A 3,195-nucleotide genomic window follows, 5' to 3' on the forward strand; every position below is an offset into this window, starting at 1 on the left:
TTCTGAAACTTCTCACAATAATCAATCATCATCCGTTGGACTTTTAGAGAAAGTCTTAGTTTCCGAAGAACAAAATTTAGAAATAGAAAATAGAGAAAAAAACCCGTCACAGTCGTCACAGTCATCACCTGCAAGGGTTACAGAGGATAGCCAACCCATCACAACCCATCACAAAATCCTTGATAGGGGGGAATTAATTAAGCGGATTGATTATGAGATGGCCCAGTTAGGATGGTCAACCAACATCAGGAAAGAATACCTAGTTGCTAAATATGGAGTAAGTTCTCGCAAACGTTTAACCGATGATCAGTTGCTAGAGTTTTACCAACATCTAAAAGACGCTTCATCCACCCCCAGTCAAACCACCCCCCAGTATGAAGTGGGCCAGCTACTAGAAGGATTGATCCCCCATCCCGTAACCGGAACCATGAAGGTAATGGGGAAAGTGGTTTTAGAAAACGGCGATCATTGGTTAAAAGATAAGCAGGGAATAACTTATCCAATATCAGTGATGGAGGGAATAACGGTGTTAAATTAATTAGAAATAGGTGGTACTAATTCAAGAAAAAAGTGATGATTGAAGAAATTAGAAAACGACTAGATGTTTATGATTCAAGTCCGACCGAATGTGATGGGATGACGAGAATTTGTAGTACAATTTTAACGAAGGAGGGAATTAAACATCAGCCAATGTTGGGAAGTGTAGTCTATCAAGAGAAAAAAATAGAACCTCATTTTTGGATTAATTTAGCGAATAATTATTGTATTGATTATCGATTAAGAATGTGGTTAGGAAAAGATAGCAAGATTCCTCATGGGGTATTTAACGTTAAAGATTTTCCGAGGCTAAAGTATCAAGGAAACCCTATTAATTGGGAGCCTTTAACAGCAGAAACTTTATTCATATTGACATTACCGTTTACTATGACCGTTTAGGGAAGTTATCCTACTATTAACATCAGCTATGAAACTTAAATATGTAATTGTTACAGAATGTGAAATTGATATTTCTAAGTACGTTAATCAAATGAAAAGCGATGAAAATCCTGTTAATTTTGAGGACGGGGAAGACGTTTATCTTTGGCTTGAACAGAATACTGATGAAGACTTAGACTCTTTTGATCATATTTGCGATTACGGAAAAACTTATAGAGTTATTAAATGTTATGATAGTAAAAAAAATAACCCCTAGAAAAGACTAGGGGATGGATATTATCCTGTGATAGAATTAACATCAGGTAAAAATTTGCGTTTGATATTCTCAATATCAGTAATCAACTTATCGGCTAAATCACAGGTATCAGAACTTTCATCTAAAATGAATTTAGCATATTGGTCGATGAAAGTTCCGTCATCATCTTGATTTAATTGTACTGGAATGTTAGACAAAGCAAACAAGATAAGCTCTTTGTCTTCATGGCTTAAATTCATAATTAAACTCCAACTTAAATGTCGGTAAGGGGTCTCCCCTTATACGAATGTTAGGGGGAGGGGAATTACCGACCAAAAAATAAACCGACCATAGGGAGTCCTTTTAAACAGGAGATTGTTGTTTTTCAACATATTGTTTAAGTTGTTCAATCGTTACACCACCGCAAGTAGCAATAAAATAAGAACCAGTCCAGAACACAGGTTTTTGTCCATAAAATTGAGTTAAATGATCTGAAAAATCTTTTCTGATTAAACGAGAAGAAACAGTTTTTAAATTAGCAATAAATTTACTAAGTTGAACTTTAGGATTAAACTCAACAAGTAGATGAACATGGTCTGTTTCACCATTAAATTCTACTAATCGACAATCCCATTTACTGCAAGTATCTGTGAAAATTCGTTGCAGACGAGATAGGATGTCAGGGGTAATGACTTTTCTCCGATATTTAGTCACTAAGACAATATGTACGGCAAGTAAGTAAACTGACCTATTTTCTTTACTATAACTATTGTTCATTAACAACGATAAGTGCTACAATAATAGTATTATGATACTGACATTTGAGTACCGAATCAAGCCTAATCAAAAGCAAGCAGAGTGTATAAACCAGTGGTTAGAACTTTTACGTCGTCACTGGAACTATGCGCTAGGTCAGCGTTTGGACTGGTTAAGACGGACTCGATGTGCTATTGATAGATGCAGTTTAATTAGTGAAACCATAGGAGAAATACCAGAAAAAGTTAATTATTACACTCAACAATCAGATTTAAAACAGACAAAAACTCTCTTTCCTGACTACAAAAATATCTACTGCGAAGTTCAACAGATGAATCTTCAAAGATTAGAAAAAGCCTGGAAAAGATGGTTAGTTCCAGATAAAAAAGGTAAAAGAGGAGGGCGACCTAGATTTAAAAAAGCTGGTCAATTAAGGTCTTTTAGTTTTTCGAGAGTTAATCATCCCAAAGCTGTTATCAAGTTTCAAAATAATTGTCTTTGGACAAAAAAATGGGGAGCTATACCAGTTGTAATCCATCGTCCGATTCCTGAAAGTTTTATTCTTAAAACAGCTACAATCGTTAAAAAAGCAGATGGATACTATGTCTGTATTACAGCAGAAGATGAGACGATTCCGAATGTTATTCCCATAGATAATATCAAATCAGCAGTTGGAATTGATGTAGGATTAAAAGAGTTTTTGACTACCAGTCAAGGAAAAACAGTTGCTGTTAAAAAGATTTATCGCAATCGACAAAAGCATTTAGCTCGTCAACAACGTAAATTAGCCAGAAAAAATAAAGGGTCAAAAAACTATGAGAAACAACAAAAAAGAATAGCTTTAACTCATCAAAAAATTGCTAGATATCGAAAAGACTGGCACTACAAAACAGCACATTGGTTGGTCAATAATTATGATTTTATTGCTTGTGAAGACTTAAACATCAAAGGGTTAGCTAAAACTAAATTGGCTAAGAGTATTTTAGATGTCGCTTGGGGAAATTTCTTAACAAAATTAGAAGCAGTGGCGGTAAAACGCGGCGTTTGGTTTGTCAAAGTTAGTCCTCATGGAACGACAGTAAATTGCTCAAGCTGTGGTCATAAAGTTCCGAAAACACTATCAGTTAGATTACATGAATGTCCGAAATGTAATTTGACAATGGATAGGGATGAAAACGCCGCAGTTAATATTATAAAAAAGGCATTGCAAATACATGGGGTGGGTCTCATCCCGTCTGCCTGTGGAGGCTTAGTCAGTGGACAGCCTG

General features: G+C 35.5%; 5 protein-coding genes and 1 pseudogene. 4 read left to right on the plus strand and 2 right to left on the minus strand.

Translation table 11 applies throughout. The features are described 5' to 3' along the window. The 3 genes and pseudogenes from C4E06_RS28045 to C4E06_RS16045 all read left to right on the plus strand — a co-directional run. Positions 1-538: pseudogene (locus C4E06_RS28045) on the plus strand (DNA primase); the annotation flags it as partial. 35 nt (positions 539-573) lie between these two features. After that, positions 574-936 (plus strand): hypothetical protein, encoded by a 363-nt coding sequence (locus C4E06_RS16040; RefSeq protein WP_107668977.1) that lies wholly within the window; start codon positions 574-576, stop codon positions 934-936. A 28-nt stretch (positions 937-964) separates the two neighbouring features. Further along, positions 965-1,192 (plus strand): hypothetical protein, encoded by a 228-nt coding sequence (locus tag C4E06_RS16045; protein WP_107668978.1) that lies wholly within the window; start codon positions 965-967, stop codon positions 1,190-1,192. Positions 1,193-1,212: 20 nt separating this feature from the next. On the opposite strand, the gene C4E06_RS16050 is transcribed toward C4E06_RS16045, so the two are convergent. Continuing rightward, positions 1,213-1,431 carry a hypothetical protein gene (locus C4E06_RS16050; RefSeq protein ID WP_107668979.1) on the minus strand — a complete coding sequence of 73 codons (219 nt, stop codon included), beginning with the start codon at positions 1,429-1,431 and terminating at the stop codon, positions 1,213-1,215. A gap of 103 nt (positions 1,432-1,534) precedes the next feature. Further along, positions 1,535-1,948, minus strand: coding sequence for an IS200/IS605 family transposase (gene tnpA, locus C4E06_RS16055; protein ID WP_107666573.1), 414 nt, complete (start codon positions 1,946-1,948; stop codon positions 1,535-1,537). 31 nt (positions 1,949-1,979) lie between these two features. On the opposite strand from tnpA, the gene C4E06_RS16060 reads away from it, so the two are divergent. Beyond that, the coding region (locus tag C4E06_RS16060; protein ID WP_107668980.1) for an RNA-guided endonuclease TnpB family protein at positions 1,980-3,195 on the plus strand (1,216 nt) is incomplete at its 3' end.

This window comes from Cyanothece sp. BG0011, from assembly GCF_003013815.1.
Lineage (GTDB): Bacteria > Cyanobacteriota > Cyanobacteriia > Cyanobacteriales > Microcystaceae > Crocosphaera.

Coding starts and splice junctions, on each gene's coding strand:
- C4E06_RS16050 (WP_107668979.1), bottom strand. CDS start 1,431: ATGAATTTAAGCCATGAAGACAAAGAGCTTATCTTGTTTGCTTTGTCT.
- C4E06_RS16040 (WP_107668977.1), top strand. CDS start 574: ATGATTGAAGAAATTAGAAAACGACTAGATGTTTATGATTCAAGTCCG.
- C4E06_RS16045 (WP_107668978.1), top strand. CDS start 965: ATGAAACTTAAATATGTAATTGTTACAGAATGTGAAATTGATATTTCT.
- tnpA (WP_107666573.1), bottom strand. CDS start 1,948: ATGAACAATAGTTATAGTAAAGAAAATAGGTCAGTTTACTTACTTGCC.